This window comes from Prevotella disiens (assembly GCF_900454955.1).
Lineage (GTDB): Bacteria > Bacteroidota > Bacteroidia > Bacteroidales > Bacteroidaceae > Prevotella > Prevotella disiens.
Genome location: NZ_UGTL01000001.1, coordinates 1,818,165 through 1,841,203 on the forward strand (window position 1 = coordinate 1,818,165; position 23,039 = coordinate 1,841,203).

At 38.5% G+C, this 23,039-nt stretch carries 15 protein-coding genes, 1 tRNA gene and 1 pseudogene; 8 read left to right on the forward strand and 9 right to left on the reverse strand.

Features of this window, described 5'->3' with window-relative positions:
- Positions 1–21: 21 nt before the first annotated feature.
- The 3 genes from DYI03_RS08040 to DYI03_RS08050 form a co-directional block, all read right to left on the reverse strand.
- Positions 22–861 carry a MotA/TolQ/ExbB proton channel family protein gene (locus DYI03_RS08040; protein WP_004355835.1) on the reverse strand — a complete coding sequence of 280 codons (840 nt, stop codon included), beginning with the start codon at positions 859–861 and terminating at the stop codon, positions 22–24.
- A 458-nt stretch (positions 862–1,319) separates the two neighbouring features.
- A complete protein-coding gene (locus tag DYI03_RS08045; protein WP_021668650.1) occupies positions 1,320–2,528 on the reverse strand; it encodes a bifunctional 3,4-dihydroxy-2-butanone-4-phosphate synthase/GTP cyclohydrolase II in 1,209 nt (402 codons plus the stop codon).
- A 73-nt stretch (positions 2,529–2,601) separates the two neighbouring features.
- Positions 2,602–4,509, reverse strand: coding sequence for an LptF/LptG family permease (locus DYI03_RS08050; protein ID WP_021668649.1), 1,908 nt, complete (start codon positions 4,507–4,509; stop codon positions 2,602–2,604).
- Between the two features lie 238 nt (positions 4,510–4,747).
- On the opposite strand from DYI03_RS08050, the gene DYI03_RS08055 reads away from it, so the two are divergent.
- The 4 genes from DYI03_RS08055 to DYI03_RS14035 all read left to right on the forward strand — a co-directional run bounded on the left by DYI03_RS08055 (position 4,748) and on the right by DYI03_RS14035 (position 6,754).
- Positions 4,748–4,821 (forward strand) — tRNA-Met (locus DYI03_RS08055).
- A 604-nt stretch (positions 4,822–5,425) separates the two neighbouring features.
- Positions 5,426–5,920: a hypothetical protein gene (locus DYI03_RS14030; RefSeq protein WP_115367923.1), complete on the forward strand. Its 495-nt coding sequence runs from the start codon at positions 5,426–5,428 to the stop codon at positions 5,918–5,920.
- The gene (locus tag DYI03_RS08065; RefSeq protein WP_458693111.1) at positions 5,904–6,593 is read left to right on the forward strand and encodes a hypothetical protein; all 690 of its coding nucleotides are present in this window, start codon (positions 5,904–5,906) and stop codon (positions 6,591–6,593) included. The genes DYI03_RS14030 and DYI03_RS08065 overlap by 17 nt, the downstream gene beginning before the upstream one ends.
- Positions 6,590–6,754, forward strand: coding sequence for a hypothetical protein (locus DYI03_RS14035; protein WP_458693112.1), 165 nt, complete (start codon positions 6,590–6,592; stop codon positions 6,752–6,754). Before DYI03_RS08065 ends, DYI03_RS14035 begins: the two co-directional genes overlap by 4 nt.
- A 67-nt stretch (positions 6,755–6,821) precedes the next feature.
- On the opposite strand, the gene DYI03_RS08070 is transcribed toward DYI03_RS14035, so the two are convergent.
- From DYI03_RS08070 to DYI03_RS08090, 5 genes and pseudogenes are all read right to left on the reverse strand, one after another.
- A complete protein-coding gene (locus DYI03_RS08070) occupies positions 6,822–7,229 on the reverse strand; it encodes a hypothetical protein (protein WP_021669018.1) in 408 nt (135 codons plus the stop codon).
- A 166-nt stretch (positions 7,230–7,395) separates the two neighbouring features.
- Positions 7,396–8,242 (reverse strand): annotated as a pseudogene (locus tag DYI03_RS08075) (IS982 family transposase).
- Positions 8,243–8,473: 231 nt separating this feature from the next.
- A complete protein-coding gene (locus DYI03_RS08080; protein WP_021668409.1) occupies positions 8,474–9,592 on the reverse strand; it encodes a DUF5074 domain-containing protein in 1,119 nt (372 codons plus the stop codon).
- Between the two features lie 215 nt (positions 9,593–9,807).
- Positions 9,808–12,375, reverse strand: a complete 2,568-nt coding sequence (locus tag DYI03_RS08085; RefSeq protein WP_172462592.1) for a C10 family peptidase — start codon at positions 12,373–12,375, stop codon at positions 9,808–9,810.
- A gap of 69 nt (positions 12,376–12,444) precedes the next feature.
- The gene (locus tag DYI03_RS08090; protein ID WP_021668412.1) at positions 12,445–16,908 is read right to left on the reverse strand and encodes a choice-of-anchor J domain-containing protein; all 4,464 of its coding nucleotides are present in this window, start codon (positions 16,906–16,908) and stop codon (positions 12,445–12,447) included.
- A 614-nt stretch (positions 16,909–17,522) separates the two neighbouring features.
- Between DYI03_RS08090 and DYI03_RS08095 the strand changes: the two genes are divergently transcribed.
- Positions 17,523–17,918, forward strand: a complete 396-nt coding sequence (locus tag DYI03_RS08095; RefSeq protein ID WP_021668413.1) for an FMN-binding protein — start codon at positions 17,523–17,525, stop codon at positions 17,916–17,918.
- 78 nt (positions 17,919–17,996) lie between these two features.
- On the opposite strand, the gene DYI03_RS08100 is transcribed toward DYI03_RS08095, so the two are convergent.
- Positions 17,997–19,010, reverse strand: a complete 1,014-nt coding sequence (locus DYI03_RS08100) for an aspartate-semialdehyde dehydrogenase (protein WP_021668414.1) — start codon at positions 19,008–19,010, stop codon at positions 17,997–17,999.
- 325 nt (positions 19,011–19,335) lie between these two features.
- On the opposite strand from DYI03_RS08100, the gene DYI03_RS08105 reads away from it, so the two are divergent.
- From DYI03_RS08105 to DYI03_RS08115, 3 genes are read left to right on the forward strand one after another with little or no spacing between them, the layout of a single operon-like run.
- Positions 19,336–21,462: a cation:proton antiporter gene (locus tag DYI03_RS08105; RefSeq protein ID WP_021668416.1), complete on the forward strand. Its 2,127-nt coding sequence runs from the start codon at positions 19,336–19,338 to the stop codon at positions 21,460–21,462.
- On the forward strand, positions 21,459–22,136 hold the full coding sequence (locus DYI03_RS08110) for an ABC transporter ATP-binding protein (RefSeq protein ID WP_021668417.1): 678 nt from the start codon (positions 21,459–21,461) through the stop codon (positions 22,134–22,136). The genes DYI03_RS08105 and DYI03_RS08110 overlap by 4 nt, the downstream gene beginning before the upstream one ends.
- A gap of 22 nt (positions 22,137–22,158) precedes the next feature.
- Entirely contained in the window at positions 22,159–23,028 is an 870-nt protein-coding gene (locus DYI03_RS08115; RefSeq protein ID WP_004356961.1) for a CvfB family protein, read from the forward strand.
- The last annotated feature ends 11 nt before the right edge of the window (positions 23,029–23,039 follow it).

Here is a 23,039-nt window from a genome sequence, read left to right on the forward strand (position 1 = left end):
TATTAAAAGGGTTAGCAAAAATTAAGCTTCTTCTGCGTGATTTACTTCGTATGTCTGAGCGATAGAATAACCAACCTCGTCGAGTGCGTAAGTCAACTTGTCAACCTTGTTTGAGAAGTAGTTGTAAGAAACTACTGCACACCAAGAAGTTGCAATACCGAATGCGGTGTTGATCAACGCCTCAGAAATACCAGCAGAGAGAGCAGCAGAGTCTGCACCACCACCTGAAGCCAAAGCAGAGAATGACTTAATCATACCAGTTACAGTACCGAGAAGACCTGTAAGTGTACCAAGTGTTACAAGAGTTGCAATAATAGGAAGATTCATTGTAAGAGTAGGCATCTCAAGTTGAGTTGCTTCTTCGTGAGCTTGTTGAATCTTAGCTATCTTTTGAGCCTTTTGCAAGTTAGCGTTTGCACCGCTTTCCATTGAGGCATATGCATTCAAAGAAGCCTTAACAACGTTTGCTACTGAACCTTTTTGCTTGTCACAAAGTTGATTAGCCTTAGCCATATCGTTTGCGCTCAAAGCTTGCTTAATGTTTACAACGAACTTAGGAAGAGCACCCTTACCAAAAGCGGTCTTCAAAGCTAACCAACGCTCAATAGACATAGCGAGTACGGTAAGCAACAATGTATGAATAACAGGTACAACGATACCACCTTTAAAGATTGTACCCCATACATCAGCAGGAGTTTCTCTTGTTCCTGGATCTTGGAAGTGCATGTCGTGACCGAACCATGTAAAGAACAGTACGAATGCTACGACTGCGCAAACGGCGATAATCCAAAATGCGCCTCTAACTCCTGTGAAGCCCTCTGATTTCTTTTGTGGGGCTGCTTTTTGTTGTGTAGTTGCCATAATTTGATAAAATTTTAATTTTAAGTTATAAATGAATTGAATTATTATTATCTTATTGATTTTAAACTGATTGGATAATATAACGTCATATAAAGACGAAATTTTTCCGCACATTTTCGGCAAAGATAACAATTAATGAAGAACTAATCTTGCAATTAATATCTTTTAACTGTTATTTTTTTTGCTCTATTTTTTACTTTCTTTTGATTGATGTAAAATCCTTTTTACTTTCGCTAGTCTACAGATTTTGTTATGGTTCTTACGACATGCGTCAAGTGTGATTTTTCATCTGTTTTACATTATTATTATTATGAGTTGCATAAATTGTCTAAATTCAAGTACAAATATACTGAATTTCTTATTATTTAACGAAGAAAAAATGGCATTATTTCATTACGATGCAATGAAATAATGCCAAAATATCTAAAATATGTTCTTTTTCTTACAAAGTTAGCTCGTTATAGGTGCAATTCATGCCCCATTCTGTCTTTTTTTGTCTTGAGGTATCGGTAATCGTATTGGTTGGGAGTAATCTCAATAGGTACGTTTTCGTGAATCTCCAATCCGTAGGCTTCCAATCCTACACGCTTTGTTGGATTATTGGTCATTAAGCGCATTTTATGAACACCAAGGTGGCGTAACATTTGCGCTCCACAACCATAATCACGTTCATCGGGTTTGAAACCAAGATGCAAGTTGGCGTCTACAGTATCAAGACCCTGCTCTTGCAGTTTGTAAGCAGCCATTTTGTTCATTAATCCTATGCCTCTACCTTCTTGCTGCATATAAATCAGAACGCCCTTTCCTTCTTCCTCTATCATTTCCATAGCTTTGTGCAACTGCTCTCCACAATCGCATCGCTTACTTCCAAGAATATCGCCTGTTGCGCATGATGAATGAACACGTACAAGTATGGATTCGTCTTTTTCCCATGTACCTTTTATTAATGCCATGTGTTCCAATCCATTGCTTGTTTGTCTGAATGGAATAAGGTGAAAGTCGCCAAATGCGGTAGGCATATCAACCTCTACGCCCACTTCGATACTTGATTCTGTTGCCAATCGATAAGCAATAATATCTTTAATGCTTATAATTTTCATATTCCACTCTTTGGCTTTTTCAATGAGTTCTGGCATTCGAGCCATCGTACCATCGTCGTTCATTATTTCCATCAGCACTCCTGCGGGATAGCAACCTGCCATTTTGCAAAGGTCAACAGCTGCTTCGGTATGACCAGAGCGACGCAGAACGCCGTTATCTTGTGCATATAATGGATTGATATGACCTGGACGTCCAAATGTTCGAGGGGTTGAATTTGGGTCGGCTAATGCTTTAATCGTTTCAGCACGGTCGTGAGCAGACACACCCGTAGAACATCCTTCGAGTTTATCAACAGTTACCGTAAATGGGGTTCCCAACACAGAAGTATTATCGCTCACTTGGTGTGGCAAATCTAATTCATCTGCTCGCGAGAGTGTTACAGGAACGCAAAGCACACCGCGCGCATTTTTCAACATGAAATTCACCTTTTCAGGTGTTATCAGTTCAGCAGCCATGATGAGGTCGCCCTCGTTCTCACGGTCTTCATCGTCTACCACAATAACGAACTTACCTTCTTTAAAGTCTTTTAAAGCATCTTCAATGCTACTGAGTTTGAAATTCTCCATAATTCTATCTTATATAGAAAGGTGAAATTGCTTGAACCGCTTCCCTTTCATTTTATTTTTTATGTTACTTATTTTATTTTTGCTTATCTATTATCATTTCTATCTCTGCAAGAATGCTGTCGTTTGTTGCTTTAATGACTTGCAAATCGCGATTTAACCTCAAACGGAAACGCCACATTCGTATATATAAGAAAAGTCCAACAGGCAGAAAAACTCCCGCTATAATATTCATCCATTGGCGTTCGAATGGTCTTGTATGCGCTTTGGTTACAAGAATTGGGTAATTGTTCAATTCGCCCATGATAATTTTATTTCGAGTATTTCCCAAATCTTCAATAATGTTTTCCAACTCTGCATTGATTCGTTCTATAACGTGGTCTGGGTGAAATTTGAAAAAGACTTTTATATAATTAGGTGGCGATTTCAATTTCTTCTTCATCGCATACATTGCAATATCTTTATTCATTTTGCGCAACAAGTTGGCATTTTCCAAATACTTTGGTGCATTAATAATCACTTCTTTACTACTGATGCCGCGCTTCATACGCAATCCCAACATGCGCATCATCAAGTTTTTATACAAATCAATATTAAATACTGCCGAATCGTTGTTGGCTTTATAGGTTACAAAAATGGCTGTTGGTATTAAGACCGCTGGCGACAATCCACGTCCAAACCATATCGCCCAATAGCCTTGTTTTGCCATACGCCCACCTGTGAAATCGAGAATATAATAAATAATGAAGACCAACACGCTGACAATAATAGGCACACCGAGTCCACCTTTTCTTATAATAGCACCCAAAGGAGCACCAATGAAAAAGAAAATCAAGCAGGTCAAAGCCAAAGTGTATTTATTGATTTCCTCAATATCGTGTTGTCTTATCATTTTATCGGCATCGCTGGTTATCATACTCTTGAAATCAAGGTCTGAAATCTCGTGCTGAACATTATTCAAAGCGTGGTCAATGGTGCGACGTCTATCGTCTGGACTCATCTTTCCATAAATGGAGTCAAGATTTAACTCCTCAGAAGATGCCATACGCTTAGCTTGTGCTAATTCGTTAGCTTTCAATTTGAAAGTAGGATAATATACCTGTGCATCTTGATAATACTCTTTGCCAACGCTGTCATAAACTTGAATAAGCGAATCCTTATCATGCTGAATCTTACTGATACTCTTGGTGCGAGCATCGTTCGATATTCCAGCAACATCGGTAAGATTAAAATCGGAATCGAAGTCTAAAATTAATTTCTTTTTAGAAAAACTTTCACGACGATAAGGCACACTGGCACTGCTACTTAACTCTTGTGAGCGCATATTCTCAAACCATTCACCATTCCAAAGATTCAACACCAAGTGTTTTTTTTCTGCCGTAGACTGCAACATACCCGAATCCGCCAAAATAATAGCTTGGTCTTCGTACGAATCAGTCATGCGGTATATCATTATATTATAAAGGTGTCCCGTTTCCAAATTTTTCCTTTCAACATAAAGATTGGTTTGTGGAATACCATTATAAAATATTCCTTCAGGAATTTCCAACTCAGGACTCTTCTGTTTCATCGAAAGAATCATCTGAAAAATATGCTTTTGAGCATCAGGAGCTATCGTATTTTGGAAATAAAAAGAACCAATCGTTATGAACGAAATTATCACTATCAAACCACGAAACGATTTCACAAGCGAAATTCCAGAAGCCTTAATGGCGGTCAATTCTGAACTTTCGCCCAAATTACCAAACGTGATTAACGATGATAACAATATCGCTAACGGCAAAGCTTGCGGCACAAACATTAATCCCAAATATCCAAAAAACTCAGCCAAAACATCAATTGACAAGCCTTTTCCCACAAGTTTGTCAACATACTTCCACAAAGATTGCATCATCAGCACAACCATACTGATGACAAACGTTCCTGCGAAAAGCATTCCAAACTGCTTCGCAATGAATATATCTAATTTTTTGATACGAAACATTTTCTTTTTCGGGCAATCATATACATACGCACAATTGCCTTGCAAAAGTACATAAAATAATCAATGTAACCACCTATTTTTGCTTTTTTATAAACTTTCAACAGCAGAAGCACACCAAAATCTTCATCAAACATAGAGAAAATCACAAATACTAAAATAATTTTATAAAAAGATTTGTTCGATTAAAAAAAAATCTATAACTTTGCACTCGCTTTTAAGAACAAAAGCTGAAAATGATGGCGGGATAGCTCAGTTGGTTAGAGCGTCGGATTCATAATCCGGAGGTCCGGGGATCGTAGCCCCGTCCCGCTACAAAGATTAAAGCCTTAAAAATACAAGGAATTACAACAACAGTTGTGATTCCTTTTTTTATTTAAAACGCTCAAACGGAACATTGATGGAACATTTTGATTCAAAAAAATGGATAGTTGCAAGGTTGAGCAAATAACATTATTGCACAACCTTGCACCCAATAAATTGGTTCAATTTTATAAAACAGATTGTTTTGAACGACAAAAGAGCCTATATTGAGTTGCAAAATAGGCTCTTTTGTGTTCAGTAAAAATAAGATGGAATTTTAACTTCACGACATCTGAATGATAAACAAATACACAATGACTATCATCAACAAGTAAAAATCACAAAACTATCAAAAAAATCCCTAATTTTATTTTCAGGTATACTTGTATTTTATGCAACAATATTCATTAATTTTAAAATTCTCTCACCGTTTTATAATTATAATATTTTCTTTAAAAATATTCATTATTTCCAAAAACCTTCTTTTAATCCTAAAATAATTACGCAAAGAGTTGCATTTTATAGAAATATAGCCTACATTTGTAATATTAAGGAAGTTACAATATCCTATTTCATTTCAAATGAAGAATATGTTGCATTCATCACCTTATGTCTTATGGCATCGTATATAAGTTCTCTGCCGTCACAAAGTTCAAAAAATCCACAGAAAGCAAGTTACTTTTTATTCGGTGCATTATTCTCCGCATATCCTGCGCTCTCTTGCTCAGATTTAAAAGCAGTTTTATTGTTAAATGCAAAAGGCACAAATAAATTAGAAGCAAGTCTTGAAAGAACCCCTCCCCCTGGTGGAATTATAGGATTCGCTTCATCTGTTATGTTGCATGTTGGTGGAAAATATCAACGCAAAGATAAAGATACTTATATTACAGGTTCTTTGGGCTGCTCTGGAATTTACAAACAAAAAGATGGTCAATTTATTGGTGGCAATTTGGCTTCTGTTGAACCTGTCTCTTGCAAGGCGTGTGTTGGACATGGATGGCTTACTTGCCATTGCTATAGACCCGTGCTATATCAGCAAGGCCGGGAAGAAGATTCCTCATATCGGACGGTTCTAGTCGGGATGTGCAAGGGCGGTGAAACACGGATTTGAAATCATGGGCATCGGCTTGCTGGATGTTGCCAACAACAAGTGCATGATGCTGCGTGCCCATCAGACAATAGGGAACTCCGCGCTGAAGATGAGGAACAAGACACTCGTCGAATATTACATCAGTGTTATAAAGCGGTATTCAAAGAAACTGCTGAGTATCACTGATATAGTAGTGGCTGACGCATTCTTCTCCACATCCACGTTCGAGAAGGGCATATCGGAGCTTGGCTTCTATCTGGTCAGCCGCTTCCGTGACAACGCTTGTCTGCATTACATTCCCAAGAGGGAAAAGAGGCGTGGACGACCAAGAGTCAAGGGAGACAAGATTGACTTGGCAAACCTCAACCTCTCATGTATGGAAGAACTGCACATTGATGGACTGGACGGAAAGGCGTACACCCTCAAGGCTTATGCCAAGGCTCTGAAGAAGAGGGTGCGACTTGTCATCTGGCGAATGCCCGGTGGAAAGTGCAAGTTGTTCTTCTCGACAAAACTCTCAATGACGGGTGAGGAAGTATTGAAGACATACCGCACTCGTTTCCAGATAGAGTTCTGCTATCGCGACAGCAAGCAGTTTACGGGACTTATGGATTGTCAGGCGAGACACAAGAGCCAGCTGGACTTTGCATTCAACGCATCGTTCGCCTCACTAAATGCCGCCAAGTCTTCATGAAAGACAATGGCATGGACAATTCCATGGCAAAAGTTAAGTCGTTGATGTTCAATGCGAACTATACGAAATTAATTTTCGACATATCCCGATGCCGACCGAACCGAACTTTAATTAGTAAGATTGTCAAAGAACTCATTGGCTGGCAGCCTAAGGCTGCGTAGCCATATACTCAAATTTTAACGAACTATTGCTATATTTTAATTAGCCTTAATCTAAAAGGTGGAATAATTAAAAGTCTATAGTATAACTTAATATAAATGGATTTTGTGTTTCAAATTGTTCTGCTTTTATGATAAATGGTTCTTTATCTCGAGAAACATAGATGCGCGCTGATAAAGCAGTCCAATCACCTGAAGGACAAATTAATTTTACGGTTGTTCCTTTCTTAAATGGTCCATAAGTTGCTTCCCAGTTTTGATGTGGTTCCCTTGAAATAGATTTTAGTCCGTTTTCTGTAGTAAACATAATTACTTTTCTTCCATGATTGCCTCTAAACAAATGAAGAGATGTTAAATCCTTAACCTCATATTTTACATAATATGAATGAAAAACTTGTTGTTGAACATCGGGAGTTTGATCTGAAGAGCAGGCACCTAATATAATTGTAAGTAGCAAAAAGACAATATTTTTTTTCATAATTACTTTTTATTTAATTTATGCAAAGGTAATTTTTTTATTCGAGATAATACAAACTTTTTAAATCTTTTCCTATCCAATTTTTGTTTTTGCTATTGGAAAATAGAAAAATTCCTCTGAAATAATGGTTGATATGCTTTTATTTTCAAAACCTATTGTTTTGCCCTTAGAATAGTGACAGCTGTTTGGTGTCTTCGATGCAGTATCCCTGCAATGCCTTTGGCTTGTTGTCGAAGAAGCAATATGCTCCCAATGCTGAAATAAGGTTCATGATAAAGTTGCTTATAGATCTATGGCGTGAGTGTACAATCTGTGCCGTATTCTTCAGCATATCGTTGATTGTTTCGATGATGTATCTCTTGCGCAGCATCATTCTGTCATAGAACGGCATCAGCTTGTTTTTCATGTTTACGCGCAACCCAGTTATCAGTTGTATTCCATCCTCAAAGAGGAAGTCAAACAGCTTCTGTGAAATATAGCCTTTATCAGCGAATAGCTTGCCGTACAGTCGTTTAGCGAGAACCTTGAACACATTCGGATCCTTGTCGCTGACATTTGCGCCTGTAAGGACAAAGGCTATTATCTCGCCTCTGTCATTGCACGCAAGGTGGAGCTTAAAGCCATGGCACCAACCCATTGTTCCTTTTCCGTCAGTGGCAATTCCCTTGAATACCTTATTGGCATATCTCCTGAGATTATGGCATACGGGTATCATCGTGGAATCAACGAATGTTATGCCGGTACATCTTCCTTAATCTGAGAGCTTTCGGAAAATAAGACTTCATCGTACCCTTGATGAAGAACAGATAGTAATGCTTGAAATTGCGGAATGTACCAAAATGAAAATACAACAAAATGGTCATGATTTCACTGTCGGACAACGACGCTTGGCGACGTCTACGCTTGACTACGCTATTGTCTTCAAGTAGATTTCCTGCATTTTCTGCATCAAAATGTTTGCAAAACTCGTCTATTATACAAAATAATTCTGTAACTTTGTAATCGGCAGTCATATCAAATATTTTTGTAACTAATTGATTTTCACCTATAAAGATACAAAATATTTGTGAGACTACCAACTTTTTTATGAACTATTTCTTATCCCGAACTGGGGTAGACATTGTTCAAAATTTTCCATATAGGCGCAAAAAAAGGTGAGATAGATTTGCAATCTATCCCACCTTTAATATAAATTTTGTGTATGTTTGTGTTAGAAAAATCCCACCTTTTGATGTGCCATACTTTTAGAATGAACTATTGAAGAACATTCCTGCTGGAAAAGCATTCTTGTTAACAAACTCCCATTTCTTAACCAAACCAACTCCGCTATCAGAGAATACGAATGTTGCATTTTGTTGCCATTGCTCAAAACTCTTAATACCTGAATAATAAACATCGCCTGATATAGGGTCAACGCTTACACCGTTATAGTTGATTGTAGCATTTGGATTAAAAGTTGTAACATCTACCATTTTAGAAGTTTGGTTGTTGGTAAAATCGTGCTTATAGATAGTTGAAGTTCCATTGCAGAAATAAACTTTATTTCTTATTACTCCGAATGCTGGAGCATGAGCATAACCACGACCAATAGGCTGTTCTAACTTATGCTGGGTTGCGACAGGATTATCAAGATTGCGAATATCAATGCGTGTAATACCTTGGAAATCGCCTTCAGTAGAAACCCAAAGTTTTCCATAGTTGTCTATTTGAATACCAGTAGGCGTACCTGCTACAGCAATTTTCTTTATGATTTTACCTGCTTCGATAACGATGATTTCTTTATTCTTTGAAGCTGCATAAATTTTACCATTATAAACTACCATAGGAAGATTGGTAATATCTTCTCCACCTGCAATGGTTATGATTTTACCATCAGGTTGAATGCGATATAAAGCGTAAATAGAAGTATAATTCTCTCCGTAAGTTGTACTATGAACGTACATGTCTTCCCCAAGCACAGAGATTTGGTCTGGGTTCTTTTCTGCTAATGCTGCTGGTGATATAGACTTGATACGTTTCAAAGTCGTTGCATCAGCAATAACAATTAAACCTTCGCTACCATTATTTTCACCCTTTTGAGAAACAATATAAACTTTACCATTTGCGAAAGTCATTGCTTGAGCTATGTTTCCCAACATCTTACCATTTACTTTGTAGTAAACACTGTCGGTGTAAGCACCCGTTTTGCGGTTAATGTAAGCGAGGTGTCCGTTTGTACCATAGTTACCTTCGTTCAAAAGGAAGCCACCCATTGTAAAAGTTGAAACTCCGTCAGTCTTTTCAAAGTCATCTGCGTCATTGTCAGAACATGATGCAAAGCCTACACAGAGTGCTATTGCACAAAAAAATAAAACTTTTTTCATTTGTTTTTTATATGAATTAATGTTTACGATTATTTAATCTTCTCTATATTAATATTGGATAGAAGTTTTTAAGGCTATGTGATGTGGACACAAAGGTACTGATAAACTATGATATAAAAGAAGAACAATGTGAAAAAGATGAAATATGGTATAAAAATAGAGTGCAACTTGTGGGGCTGCACTCTATCTTTATAGATGATAAATAATCACTTTAATTATTTGATAACCACCTTCTTGCCGTTGTGGATATATACGCCATGAGTAGGTTTCTCAATGCGTACACCTTGCAAGTTATAATAAGGTGCGTCATCAATATCGCTTTCCGTAATAGTTTCAATACCTGCTGCATCTTTGTAAACCATTACATTCGCAAGAACATACTCGAAATCATAATTTTCAGCTTCTGCTCCGTATGCTGTTACAGTGTAAAGTCCTTCCTTAGAGAAATCATTTACAACATTGCCGTCCTTATCTTTAATGATGAAAGTAGGCTGCTTGGTGAGTACACTTGCAGTTTCGTTGTTCTTCAAACCTTCGATAGTAAACTCTGGTTTGTAATTGTCAGCAATATAAACGTGTTTGTTTACAATCTTGATTTGTGCCTTTGCTTTAACGATTGTGAGTTCGCCAGGAACCAAGAAGAGCATATCAGAAACGACAGAACCTTTTGAAATTTGGATAGGATATGTGCCAACCTTTGATGTTATTACTGCTGCACAAGTAAATTCAGGTGTTCCTATAAACTCATCGCCTACAGTAATCCAACCAAATTTTCCATTTTCATCGCCATAAGGGCGTACTATGTTGCGTGCTGTAATCTGTGTACCGAACGATTTTAAGTTACCATAATTTTTGAAGAAGTCTTGCCATTGAGCAGCTTCCTTGTAGGTATCAACAGTGAAAAGAGGAACATAGAGAGGAGTGATGGCCTTGTTAATATCAGCAAAAACATCTTTTCCTAATTTGCAAGGAGCCTTCTTGTATGTGCGAATGCTGTTGAAAGTAAAGCAATTAGCAAATGCTTTGTTACCAATTGATTCAATGGTTTCAGGCAAAACTATATCAGTAATGCGTTGGCAACCAGCAAATCCGTAAGCGTGAATCTTCTTGATAGGAGCTTTAATGTTGAGCTTCTTTGATGCCATAGGCATTACTTCGATAATTTCAGTTCCGTCTTGTGAATAAAGAACATTATCAATGAGCTTAAATTGCTTGTCAGTTCCTGTTGGAACAACTACCTCTGACAAAGAATTAATGTTGCCAAATACGCCATCACCAATCTTGACTATTGAGTTAGGAAGTACTATTTTTGTCAAGCCTTGGCAGCCATAGAATGCACGTTCAGGCATTTCGTTGTTCGTGGTAGTGAACATAATGTCATTCTCGATAAGGTATGGCTCGCCGCCTTCAACTATGTTTGCACCAGTCAAATCGATAGTTTCGATAGAGTTTGGAGTCTGTTGGTTGGCTTCATCAAGACCTGCAAGGTTGCGCAAGAACTTAATATCCGTAGAGTTTAAACTACCTGTAACGACAACACCTTTAAGGGTTGCAATCTGTTCCGCAGTGATTTGAGTTTTCAAAGAACCAGGAGTAGTAACGTTAAGTTTAAGTACCAAATCCTTAGCAGGGCGGTCTGGCGCAATACCGATGACCATTGATTGATTTGAACGGAACTCATATCCAGTTGGATTCAAGATAGAAACATCATAGAAACCGTTGTTAGAGCCGTCCCAACCCCAATTAACATATACTTTACCTTCTTCGTTATATCCACTGAAAACGAAAGCGTGACCAGCACGTTTTTTAGGGTCTATAGCTCCGTACAGAATAGCGCGCTTTTCATTTAATTCCTTAAAGACAAGGTTCATCCATTCTGTTGGCTTGCTTATATATTTGGTACGCTCATAAAATTGAACATTTTTGTAACCGAAATGTTTCTTTAAACCTTCGGCTGCTACTATATTTGTTGAACCTGAAGCATCGGTATGATAATCCATTTTAACCGCAAATCCACAGTCGCGCATTAAAGTTGCTACTGCTTTAGCTTCGACATCAGTGTAATTTTTAGCCTTATAATCGTCGCGCATATTACGCCAATCATAAGTGCTTTGGCTTAAATCAACGGTAAAATCTTTAGATGTACCATCTGCTTGTTTGACATTCAACGTTACAGAACCTATACCTTTGGTTGGGTATTTGTTATAACGCAAAATCTGCGCCATAGCTGTTGCTACGCAACCTGTTAGGGCAATATTGCTCTGTTTGTAAGATTGCCATGTGCCTTCAGCAGACTTTGTTGCTGTAGGACAAAGGTTATTGTAAGGGGATTGCTGTCCCCAGTTTGATGTAATAAAGTTATCAACACGTTGTTGGAAGAGTGTTGGGTCTGGTTTGATGCCTTTTACAACCTCACCTTTCGCTACAATATCCTTAATAGCAACTTCTGCTGCTTCAAGATACCAACGGAAATTGTCGTTGATTTGCTCTGCATTAAATGTTTCGTCAGAATATCCTAATACTTCAGGAACAAGGTCATCATTACTAATGATAGCAAAGCCGCCTTGCTTTGTGCCTACTATTGTGAAAGCCTCATTCTGCTTTAACACTTTAAGAGGAGTGCTTGGAGCCATTCGACGTTGTGTCTGGCGTCCAAAATTAGCCATTAATGTGCGTTTTGCAGCAGCCATGATAGCCGATTTGCTACGTGGTGCAGCTGAACTTGGTAGGGTTAAACTCAATAAGAGTCCCATGCAAGCTATATTTCGTATTTTATTATACATGGTCATATTGTATTTTAATTAGCTTTGGCAAGGCGATTAACGATGGTCGCCTTGCCTCGGAATGTTAAATTAGTTATTAATGATTACCTTTTTGCCATTAACGATGTAAAGACCGCGCTTCAATGACTTGAGGTCTTTAGCGTTCTTAAGAACTTGAACACCGTCAATTGTATAAACATTGTAACTGTCTGAACTGAGTTCTTCTATCTCGTGAATGTCTGTAACAACGTTTACATCGACTGGGGTTGATACTGAACCGTCAGCATAAACGGCTGCAACACTATAAGTATGGTTGCCATCAACACCAGGTTGTCCGTCGTTAAATTCCAACGTTGAACTATTACCGATGAAAATTCCATCACGATAGATGTTGTAACTTAGAGGCAAATTACCCTTTGTAAAGCTGATATCATCAATCATGAACATCGTTGTTGTTTTTGATGATGTATTATGATGAATTGCAAAATAACGTGCACCTTCAGGAAGATCAACTATAATGTTTGTCCATTTGTTCTCCTTCACTGTGTAAGTATCGCCAATTTTGATAAACTTTCTTATATCCCTAGGATTGCCCGCATTAGAATAGAGTACATCAAATGTTTCTGCATAACGGCTAATATTCTTTGCCCAGAAATTAATAGTCTGAGATTTGCCAGGCAAAATAGGACTAATCATCCAATTATTAGAATTTATAGGTGTTGCACCAGACGTTAATGAATTTACTTGATAAGTATTCATTGCATACTTTTGTCCTCCATGAGCTTGAACAGAATTGTATAGTTTGCTATCAGGCGAGAAGAATTCGTTTGGTTCAGCAATAATAAAGGCGTATTGTTCATTATTGTGAGGATATTGGAATTCTTTTGGGGCTGGAGAGATGGCATAACCCTTATCCATATCAAGGAGAGTCCAATCGCCAAATGAGGTTGTCCATGAATCGTAATCCTCAAATGTTTCTACAACACTTGGGGTTTCAATTTGTGGAGCTTCCCAACGCAATCCAACAGTAGGCTTGTTATTGCCAGTTGTCGTAACGTTTTGTGGTTGTGGAACATCGTAACTATTGAATGTAATCGTCTTTTCGCTTACATCGTTACGCTTGTCTGCGTCAGACACTGTTACTACTTGCGCTTTTACAATGAACTGTGTTCCTGCATCTTTCAACGAAGTTTGATAAGTTACTGGTATTTCTTCCATATCAGTAGTTGCAAGTTTCTTTGTCAATGGGTGTTGTGAAACTTCATTACCATTTACAAAGATTTTCACCATAGTCTTTTCGTCTAATGTAGTAGTACCACAGTTGGTAACTTCTGCATTGAATTTTACCTCATGTCCTTTTAATGTTTTCTTTGGAGCAACGAGTTGAACTGCCGCATCAGTAGGAAGTGGGTCAATGATGTTAATGTTGTCGATATAAATAGGAGCTGTTTCTTTTGTAGGGTCAGCAGCAATACCGAACAAAAGTATTTGCACATAAGCCATTTCTGTATACTCTGCAGGTATATTTACAATTGCTCTGTGCCAACCATTATCTTCTTTACTGGTTGCAAAATCCTTACTATAAAGAGGTTTAACGCTACCATCAACACCCTTTAACATGATTACTAATTGTCGTTTTGAAGCAGGTTCACACTTATAATCGAATGAAAGTTGTGGTTTAACGGCACCACGCAAACTAATTTTTCCAAACAATGCAAGTGCTTTACCTGCTGCCTTTGGATTGAAGTACATTGCGCCACCATCGTTATCAGCAGCTGCTGAAGGTGTAATAACCCATTCATCTCCAGCTTCAGATGGTCCACTTTGTAAGTATTGACCTTGGTCTGAATTGTTCTTAAAGCTTTGTTTGTAAGGCATTTGATATGGTTTTCCAACGAGGAGTGCTACTGCTTGGAGTTTTCCGTTGCCTGATGCGTTCTTCGGAACTACTGCAAAATAAGCTACAGTTTGAGGACCCTCGATGGTTTTGAAGTTTTCTATTACATATTCTTTTGCTCCCATTGCAGATCGACCTAATTCAATCATTTCGCCTTCTGGAGTAACTTTGTATATATAATAGGTGATTCCGTCAGGATTAACGAATCCTCCTTCTGCCGCAGTAGGGGTTGTCCATGTTAATTTTACAGAGTTCAATTGGTCAATGGCTGTCAATTTGAATTTTCCAGGACGGTCTTGTCCTACTTTTACATTTACCGTTGCTTTTTCTCCGATGCCATTTTCGTTATAAGCAAATACAGAATAAGTGTTTTCACCATGGGTTGCACTTGGGTCAGTAATAGAATATTGTTTTCCAACTTCTGCTGGTTGGATTGTTCCTACCAAGCGTTCTCCGTTCTTAACTTCAATCTTTGTGAGTGATGTAATTGGTTCGCCCTTGCGATTTTTAGTAGGTGCATTGAATGTAATGGTAGCTTGGTCTAAGCCACTTGCTTCTGTAACAGCTTTGATATTAGTAACAGAGTCAGGTGCAGTAGGCAATGGACCAAGGAGAAGTTGGAAGTTATCGATTGCAATAAAATATGAGCCCTTCTCTGAAACAGCGTGGAAACCGAAATTATAGTTGCCTTCAGGACCTACTTTAATTTCCTTTTCGATGCTGTGAGTAACGTTCCTTTTTTCTTTATATGCAGTAATAGGCATCAATTCTTTGTCTAATTTTTTGAAGTCTGTGCCAGCATCTTGTCCCCATTTTACTTCAATTTTTTCTTCAGAACCAGCAGGGGTTATGACATCATACTTTACAAAATAAGTGTAACCAGCTTTGAGGTGGATAGGAGGAGAGATTAACCAATTGTCGCTCTTTCCTTTAAAACTATATCCACACTTCATATACTGATTATCTTCGTCCCATTTCCATTCGTTATAGCTGCCTTTCACTGGGTTTACATCTGCCCATAGTGTTGCGCTTGCTTCTGTATCGAATGGTTGAACATAGTTTGGTTCAATAGCGCTTCCGAAGAAGAATGGTTCAGTTTCGTTGTAATCGCCTGTAACTCGTCCATTAACCGATTCTACAATGTACTTGTAAGAGCTATATTCGCCAGCTGTCAAATCTTCTTCATAGGTCAAAGCCTTCAAGCCAGACGCTACGATTGTACCTGTTCCATTGTATTCTCTAATGACGTTGTAAGTGATTGGTCCCATGAAACCATTGTTTTCAACACCCATCGGAGCTGTCCATGTAAGTTTTACATGTCCTGTTGTACTATGAGTAAGGACTAAATTTTCAGGAGCGTATGGAACATCGAAGCCAACATAGTGGTTGTCATTGAATTTTGCACCATTGCCAACTGCATTAGAAACAACGATTTTGAAGTTTTTAAGTCCGTCTTCTGTTACTGTTACGTCAGCAGTTTTTACCGCACCAGGCAGAACTTTACCTGTTGCAGCTTGTTGCCCGTCAATATAAATCACATATTTCAATTCAACGGCTTTGTTTAAAGGTGTGCCACCATATGTTTGTGTTGGTGCAGTGAAGGTAACTTTACCAGTGAGAGAAGATTCAACGAAATCATAGGTTACGTTTGAAACTTGGTCAGGTGCTCCGTCTTGAGCAGCAGCACCAGGAATAGCGAGACCTGAAATAGAGTTTGGCAAGGTACCAACTTCTGTTGCAAGACCAGTTTGAAGGTTCACTGTATAGAGTTTAGAAACTTCGTTTGCATCGGTTGCAGCCCAATAGAATGTTCCGCTAACAGGGTCTATATCTGCACTTTGTGGGAAAACTTTCTTGTTAGCTGTGAGTAATTTGACACCAGTGTCGCCAATAGGAGTCTCAATGCCCGTAGTTGGCTCAATTTTATAAAGTTTTCCGTCTACTGCAACACCATAAACCATTCCGTCTTTAGCGTATGCGAGTGCTACATAACGGCGTTCAGATGCTTTGATAGTGGTTCTCTTTTGTGCCACATAGTCTATGATACCCCATTCTAATTTGGTCATATCTGCATTATAAAATTGTCCAAATACAGTATTAGAATTAGGGTCTTTGGCTGTTTCTGTTGCCATAAGTGTTTTTTCGAACACATATTTTTCTTCGCTTTTCAATGTGTTCAAATCTGTAACATAAAGCGTAAGCATGGTCATACCTGCAAGACTTTGAACTGCCATGCCATAATATGTGTCGCCTATGAGCGCACTACCACCTGTAAAGACGTTGTCATAACCATATTGAGCCAGTTTGTTTAGGGTAATGGTTGTTGCTGGAGAGAATGATACTAAGGTTCCGTAGTCTTCCATAAGGCAGCTACCCAACATTTCAATTTGGCGTGCTGTTAAAGGTGTTTTAAGCATTTGTGGCACAGCAACAGGTTGCATTGCTTGCTTGAAAGCAGCGCGAACACCCTTTGTAGGTTGTGCCATTTGGTCGAGCAGTTCATGGTTTTCAACTGCTTGTCCTCTCATTTCTAAAATCCTTTTTTGGACTTCACGCTTGTGAATTTTCTGCATTTCATACTTTGACTGAGCAAAACCAGGCAAAGCAAAAGCTACAGCAATCAGACAAGCGAAAAGGTTAGTAAATCTTTTTTTCATGTCATTGTGATTTTGTTAACGATTGTATGTGATATTGATATTTCCTAATAGATTGTGTGGCAAATATAAAAAAAACTTTTTATTTAACCTAATATTTTCCGAATATTATTTCAAAAAAACTGAACATAAGTTTTTTCTCGTTACAGAATGTTACTTTTTGTAGGCTTAGATGGCTAAATTTGCCGTATAATGATTACATAATGATATTTTATTATTTTTCTTTTTGGAAAAAGAAATTGCAAAGTTATTATTTAAATGATATGTATTATTTGAAAAAATCAAGATATTTTGAAAGTTTTTCTGACAAATAAAAAGTAGGAACGATTTTCTTTTTTTTGCGTCATCTTCTCCACTAAAAATCAAAACCTATTGTTTTGCGTTTCAAAACAGGCTGTTTTTTAATTCAAAACAGCCTATTTTGTGTTCTATTGATAATCAGTAGGGTATAACTTGAAGTGATATTTGTTATAAAAAATATTTTGCATAGTTCAATATTCTGAGTGTGTAAAAAATCAAATCTATGGGTTAAAAATTGAAAATACTGATATTTGGTCAAGATAATTTCTTAATTTTGTAACAATAAGAAATCTGTAACAAATTAAAAAAAAGAGACAATGAAAAAACAATTATGCGTATTCTCAGTTGCTATACTTTTTGCTACGAGTTTAGCATTTGCTGCATTGGGGCAAGATAACGTTATGCGCAAGCAGGCGAACGGAACATACGTTGTAAATACAACATCGTTGGTAGCCAATGTGCGAGGATATAAAGGTGCAACTCCATTGGAAGTTTACATTAAAAACAATAAAGTTGTGAAGGTTGTCGCATTGAAAAATCGTGAAACACCTGCCTATTTCAATAGAGTAAACAAACAAATGTTACCAAAATTTAGTGGTAAAAGTTTTTCTAAAGTAGGTTCGGTAGACGGTGTAACAGGTGCTACTTTTTCTTCAAAAGCAGTAAAAGCCAATGTTGAGGCTGCTGTGAAATATTATAAAGAGCATAAATAAAGCTACATTTAAAACACGAAAACGCCACGATACAACTTGCATCGTGGCGTTTTTGGTATTCTTTCGGATTGTGGGGCATTACTTTACATCGCCCACCTTTATTAAATATTCTGCAATTTGCACTGCGTTGAGGGCTGCACCCTTGCGAATTTGGTCGCCTGTGAGCCAAAGCGTTGTGCCATTTTCGTCGGCAAGGTCTTTACGAATACGTCCCACGTAAATATCGTCTTTGCCCGCACTTTCTAAAGGCATAGGGTAAACATAGTTTTGAGGGTCGTCTACCAAAGTTATACCAGGAGCATTTTCTAAAGCTTTGCGTATTTCGGCAACCGCTAATGGCTTTTCTGTTTCCAACCAAACAGCCTCAGAGTGGCTACGAAGCGATGAAACACGAACACAAGTGGCACTCGTGCGAACATCAGAGTGCATTATTTTTTGCGTTTCGTAGTACATTTTCATTTCCTCTTTTGTGTAGTCAGTTTCCGTCATCTTGTCGATTTGAGGAATCACGTTGTAAGCCAATTGGTGTGGGAACTTGCTGATAGTCTTTGCTTTACCCGTTTCAAGAATTTCCTTATATTGTTGTTCCAACTCCTGCATAGCAGCCGCACCGCCACCCGAAGCACTTTGATAAGAGCTGATGCGAATGCGTTTGATGTGGCTGAGCTTTTCGATTGGATTCAAAACTACAACCATCATAATAGTGGTACAATTAGGATTGGCGATGATACCGCGAGGATGATTCAACGCATCTTCTGCATTGATTTCAGGAACAACCAATGGTACATCGTTTTCCATACGGAATTGGCTTGAATTATCAATCATCACCGCACCGTATTTCGTAATGGTTTCAGCAAATTCAGCCGATGTTCCACCGCCAGCACTGGTAAATGCGATGTCAATATCCTTGAAATCATCATTGTGCTGAAGGAGTTTCACTTCATATTCTTTACCTTTAAAGGTATATTTTTTACTAGCCGAACGGCTTGAACCAAAGAGAACAAGGTCGTCTAATGGAAAATTTCTCTCTGCCAATATGCGGAGAAATTCCTGTCCTACCGCACCGCTGGCACCTACAATTGCAACTTTCATTATCCTATTTATCTTATTTTTATTCGTGGACAAAATTAATACTTTTATTCAACATAATGTATTGATTGTGCCACAACTTATTTAAAACATTGCAAAAATATAAAAAACTAACCACTATACCGCTGCAACCCATAAGTTTTTGCTACCTTTGCAGAAGATATAGCTGCATTCGGCAAGATGTAGGGGCGTGATTTATCACGTTCCTAAAACACTAAATAAGCTAAAATCTTGCAATGAGGAACGTGATAAATCACGCCCCTACAAAGGGCAAAGTACACCCCAAAAAGGAGAAACAATACGCTCACATTAAAAACGATAATAAAAGATGTTCAATATTGCCCAATATTTCCCCATAACCGACCCAACATTGATTTTCTTTGTTGTATTGATGTTAATTTTATTGTCGCCTATTATCATGGGACGCTTGCGCATTCCGCACATCATTGGAATGGTTTTGGCTGGCGTTTTGGTGGGCGAATATGGGTTGGATATATTGAAACGTGATGCTTCCTTTGAACTTTTTGGAAAAGTTGGACTCTATTACATTATGTTTTTGGCAGGACTTGAAATGGATTTAGAGGGCTTTAATAAGAACAAAGGACATGTGGCTATCTTTGGTTTAATGACCTTTGTAACTCCTTTTATATTAACATTTTGCATGGGAGTCTACTTGTTGCATTACTCTACTATGTCGTCTTTGCTCTTAGGGTGTATCATGTCGTCAAGCACATTGATAGCCTACCCTATTGTAGGGCGTTACGGATTGTCGCAACACACGGCTTCTACGTTGAGTGTTGGGGGTACAATGATTGCACTTTTCTTGTCGTTAGTCATCATGGCAATGATTGTTAATTCGTTTCAAGGAGGCAGTGGCGGAGCTTTTTGGGTGTGGTTTTTGTTGAAATTAGCCCTTTATATTGGTGGATTAATATGGTTGATACCACGCATTACACGCTGGTTTTTACGCCGATATGCTGATGCGGTAATGCAATTTATCTTCGTTCTTGGCGTACTTTTCTTCTCTGCTGCGCTCTCTGATATTATTGGCTTAGAGGGCATTTTCGGTGCTTTCTTCTCTGGACTTATCCTTAACAGATTTATACCACGTCTTTCCCCATTGATGAGCCATATTGAATTTACGGGTAACGCCTTGTTCATTCCCTATTTTTTGATAGGCGTAGGTATGCTCATTAATGTACGTTTGCTCTTTGAGGGAGGTCATATCATTTGGGTAGTGCTGTGCATTGTGTTCTTCGGAACGTTTGGAAAAGCTGTGGCAGCTTATTTGGCTGGATTTCTTTTCAAGTTGCCTCGCAATATGGCAAACATGATGTTTGGCTTGACAAGCGCCCATGCGGCAGGTGCAATTGCTATTGTAATGGTAGGAATGAAGTTGGAAACGTCCCCAGGACACTATCTTTTCAATGACGAAGTGCTGAACGGAATCGTGATAATGATACTCTTTACCTGTGTCATTTCTACCATTGTAACCGAAAGAGCGGCTCAACAAATACGTTTAACGAAGAAAGAAGAACCCGAAATGGTGCGTGCCAATGGTGATGAACGTATCCTTATTCCTGTAAAATACCCTGAATATGCCGATAATTTATTATCTTTGGCGATGATGATGCGCAATGCAAAACTCAAAAGCGAGATTGTTGGTCTCAATGTTGTCTACGATGATGTGAACGCAGTGGCTAACCAAGAAGAAGGAAAGCGATTGTTAGAGCATTTACAAAAGCAAGCATCATCTGTCAATGTGCCTATGGTAACACAAGTTCGTATTGCTGCCAACATCGCAAACGGCATAAAACATGCGTTCAAAGAGTTTCAAGCATCGGAAATAGTAATGGGTTTGCATGCACGACAAGTCATCACCAAAGGCTTTTGGGGACAGTTCACGCAGAGTCTTTACAATGGTTTAAGTCGCCAAATTTCTATTGCTCGCATTGTGCAACCGCTCAATACCATTCGCAGAATACAAGTGGCTGTGCCATCAAGAGCCGAATTTGAACCAGGCTTTTATCGTTGGTTGGAACGAATTTCACGTTTGGCATCGAATACAGATTGCAGAATTGTGTTCCACGGACGGCAAGAAACTATAGATTTGATACGTAGTTACATTCGCAATAGACACGCAAATGTGCGAGCAGAGTATGCAGAAATGGAACATTGGAACGAACTTCCACGCTTGGCAAAGGAGGTTAAAGAAGACCATTTGTTTGTAATCATTGCGGCACGAAAGGGTACCATATCCTATAAGAATGCCATGGAACGTATTCCTGACGAGGTAAATAAATTCTTTAAGGGCAAAACGCTCATGATAATATTCCCTGACCAATATGGAAACCACATGGACGACATGACATTTGCACAACCGCAACACACAGAGGAACGTAGTGCATACGATGTTTTCCGTGATTGGACGTATAGAAAAATTAATAAAATATGATAGAAATAAAAGGTATCACAAAGAGTTTTGGCTCACTACAAGTGTTGAAAAACATTGATTTGTGCATCGAAAAAGGCGAGATAGTGAGCATTGTAGGACCATCTGGTGCTGGAAAAACTACATTGTTGCAAATTCTTGGTACATTAGATAAGCCTGATAGTGGGTCGGTGGTGGTAGACGGAATAGAAACGAACAAGCTATCGGCTAATAAACTGAGCGAATTTCGCAATAAACATTTGGGCTTTGTGTTCCAATTTCATCAACTTTTACCAGAATTTACTGCCATTGAAAATATCATGATTCCTGCTTATATTGCAGGTATGAAACCGAAAGAAGCACGCAATAGGGCAGAAGAATTATTAGAATTTATGGGATTAAGCGACCGTGCTACGCATAAACCTAATGAACTTTCGGGTGGTGAAAAGCAACGTGTAGCTGTGGCGAGAGCTTTAATGAACAATCCTGCAGTTATTCTTGCTGACGAACCATCGGGAAGTTTGGATACAAAAAATAAGGAAGAATTGCACAAACTTTTCTTTGAATTGCGCGATAAGTTTGGGCAAACTTTTGTAATTGTAACGCATGACGAAACTTTAGCAACCTTAACTGACCGCACTATCCACCTAAAAGATGGGAAGATAATGGATAACGACTGTGAAGAGGAAACCATATAATAAAGTAAGAAAGGAAATAAAAATGACAAAAATAAGAATTGGTGATTATAATACCCTAACGGTATTAAAGGTAGCATTGCGTGAAGGCAACGGCGACCCATTTGGTTTGTATCTTGACGGTGGACGTGAAGGCGAAATATTGATGCCACAAAAATATGTTCCCGAGGGCATTTCTATTGGTGATAACGTGCGTGTATTCGTTTATTTAGACCAAGAAGAACGACCAATAGCAACCACTGAACAGCCGTTAGCAGTGGTGAATAGCTTTGCTTATTTGGAATGTTCGTGGGTAAATGAATATGGAGCATTCCTTAACTGGGGTGTTACAAAAGACTTATTCTGCCCATTCCGTGAGCAGAAAAAACGTATGCAGTTGGGCGAATCCTACGTTGTTCACATTCATCTTGATGAAGAAACCTATCGTTTGGTGGCTTCGGCAAAGGTGGAACGATATTTCTCGGAAGAACAACCACCTTATCATCAAGGTGAAGAGGTAGATTTAATGATATGGCAAAAGACCGAATTAGGCTTTAAAGTCATCATCGATAACAAATATCCGGGGCTTGTTTATGGCGACCAAGTGTTTCAATATGTCCACACGGGCGACCGAATGAAAGGATATATTGCCAATGTTCGTCCCGATGGAAAGATTGATTGCACCCTTCAACCGACAGGACAAAAGTTTGCAACAGACTTTGCCGAAGTGCTTTTGCAATATTTAAAGGACAATGGAGGCGTTTGTGAATTAAGCGATAAGAGCGATGCTGAAGATATAAAGCGCACGTTTCAAGTTTCAAAAAAGGTCTATAAAAAAGCTGTTGGCGATCTTTACAAACGTCATCTCATTACGGTTGCTCCTTTGAGTATTCGACTTGTGGAATTGGGGAAATAGCATTACTTTTT

Bases quoted from the DNA above. Each gene is read 5' to 3' on its own strand.
- DYI03_RS08070 (WP_021669018.1), bottom strand. From the start codon at position 7,229: ATGAAAAAAAATATTGTCTTTTTGCTACTTACAATTATATTAGGTGCC.
- DYI03_RS08040 (WP_004355835.1), bottom strand. From the start codon at position 861: ATGGCAACTACACAACAAAAAGCAGCCCCACAAAAGAAATCAGAGGGC.
- DYI03_RS08115 (WP_004356961.1), top strand. From the start codon at position 22,159: ATGACAAAAATAAGAATTGGTGATTATAATACCCTAACGGTATTAAAG.
- DYI03_RS08080 (WP_021668409.1), bottom strand. From the start codon at position 9,592: ATGAAAAAAGTTTTATTTTTTTGTGCAATAGCACTCTGTGTAGGCTTT.
- DYI03_RS08105 (WP_021668416.1), top strand. From the start codon at position 19,336: ATGTTCAATATTGCCCAATATTTCCCCATAACCGACCCAACATTGATT.
- DYI03_RS08085 (WP_172462592.1), bottom strand. From the start codon at position 12,375: ATGTATAATAAAATACGAAATATAGCTTGCATGGGACTCTTATTGAGT.
- DYI03_RS14035 (WP_458693112.1), top strand. From the start codon at position 6,590: ATGAAAGACAATGGCATGGACAATTCCATGGCAAAAGTTAAGTCGTTG.
- DYI03_RS08110 (WP_021668417.1), top strand. From the start codon at position 21,459: ATGATAGAAATAAAAGGTATCACAAAGAGTTTTGGCTCACTACAAGTG.
- DYI03_RS14030 (WP_115367923.1), top strand. From the start codon at position 5,426: ATGGCATCGTATATAAGTTCTCTGCCGTCACAAAGTTCAAAAAATCCA.
- DYI03_RS08095 (WP_021668413.1), top strand. From the start codon at position 17,523: ATGAAAAAACAATTATGCGTATTCTCAGTTGCTATACTTTTTGCTACG.
- DYI03_RS08050 (WP_021668649.1), bottom strand. From the start codon at position 4,509: ATGTTTCGTATCAAAAAATTAGATATATTCATTGCGAAGCAGTTTGGA.
- DYI03_RS08045 (WP_021668650.1), bottom strand. From the start codon at position 2,528: ATGGAGAATTTCAAACTCAGTAGCATTGAAGATGCTTTAAAAGACTTT.
- DYI03_RS08090 (WP_021668412.1), bottom strand. From the start codon at position 16,908: ATGAAAAAAAGATTTACTAACCTTTTCGCTTGTCTGATTGCTGTAGCT.
- DYI03_RS08100 (WP_021668414.1), bottom strand. From the start codon at position 19,010: ATGAAAGTTGCAATTGTAGGTGCCAGCGGTGCGGTAGGACAGGAATTT.